2 protein-coding genes are annotated in these 1,027 nt (G+C 42.4%); both read left to right on the top strand.

The features are described from left to right. On the top strand, positions 1-430 hold a 430-nt coding region (gene cas1 / locus Q0212_RS12655), incomplete at its 5' end, for a CRISPR-associated endonuclease Cas1 (protein WP_297926075.1). A gap of 1 nt (position 431) precedes the next feature. Further along, the gene (gene cas2, locus Q0212_RS12650) at positions 432-728 is read left to right on the top strand and encodes a CRISPR-associated endonuclease Cas2 (RefSeq protein WP_297926073.1); all 297 of its coding nucleotides are present in this window, start codon (positions 432-434) and stop codon (positions 726-728) included. The last annotated feature ends 299 nt before the right edge of the window (positions 729-1,027 follow it).

Raw genomic sequence — 1,027 nt, 5'->3', positions numbered from 1 at the left:
TGGCCGCAATCGCCGCCCACCCAAAGACCCTTTTAATGCGTTGTTATCGTTGGGATATGCCTTATTACACAGTGAAGCGGTTTTAGCGATTCATGCCGCTGGCTTAGACCCTTATGTCGGCTTTTACCATGTGACCGAACATGGCCGAGAATCATTGGCCTGTGATTTGGTTGAACCTTTACGCCACGAAATAGACCGCCTGTGTTGGCGATTAGTGGCCGAACAAACCTTAACAAGCAAAGATTTTAGCCAAAGCGAAAAAATGTGCTTACTCAACAAAACAGGCCGTGTGCGTTTTTATCAGGCTTATGAAAACCTATTAACCGAACTACGCAAAAAAATGTGGCAACAGATGCGCGAATTAGGCCAATTAATACAAGGCAAAAGCTTTGATTTTAGCGCGGTCATGTTAAGTGATTTGGATAACTAACATGGCCCAATACATTATTTGTTATGACATAAGCTGTGCTAAACGCTTACGCAAAGCGGCAAAAATTTTGCAAGGCGTTGCCATTAGGTTACAAAAAAGCGTGTATTTGTTGGTGGGTTCGCAAAGTGACCTGAATAAATGTTGGCGAGCGTTGGCGGCGTGTGTGAGCGATAGCCACGATTTGCTGACTTGTTATTGTGTGCCAGCACATAGCCCATTACAAAGTTTGGGGGCTAATGTGTTGCATGATGGTTTGTTGTGGAGTGGTTTGTCTGAGCCGATTAAAGACGATGATTAAGCAATAATTGATTGTAGGAGGTGGCAAGGACGTTGCGCACGGAATAGCGGTTAATGGGGTTGGTTGTAGGATTGGTCACCCACGCCAGTACAAGGATGTACTTTATTGGTGGGATTTAACTAGAAAAGCCATGCTAATTTTGCTAAAATAAAAAGCTTGGGAACGCCTCCTAAAACTGGTGTTTTACTCTGTTTTTGCAGTGTTAGTCACTCAGTTAACTTGTTCTTTAATAAAATAGCCAAAGACTATTAAAACCCTATTTTTATTAGTTTTTATTATGTTCCACGCGATTGTTTCAT

The organism is uncultured Agitococcus sp. (assembly GCF_937920075.1).
GTDB lineage: Bacteria > Pseudomonadota > Gammaproteobacteria > Pseudomonadales > Moraxellaceae > Agitococcus.
The sequence above is the reverse complement of the archived record's forward strand: the minus strand, read 5'-3'. Positions and strand labels throughout refer to the sequence as shown.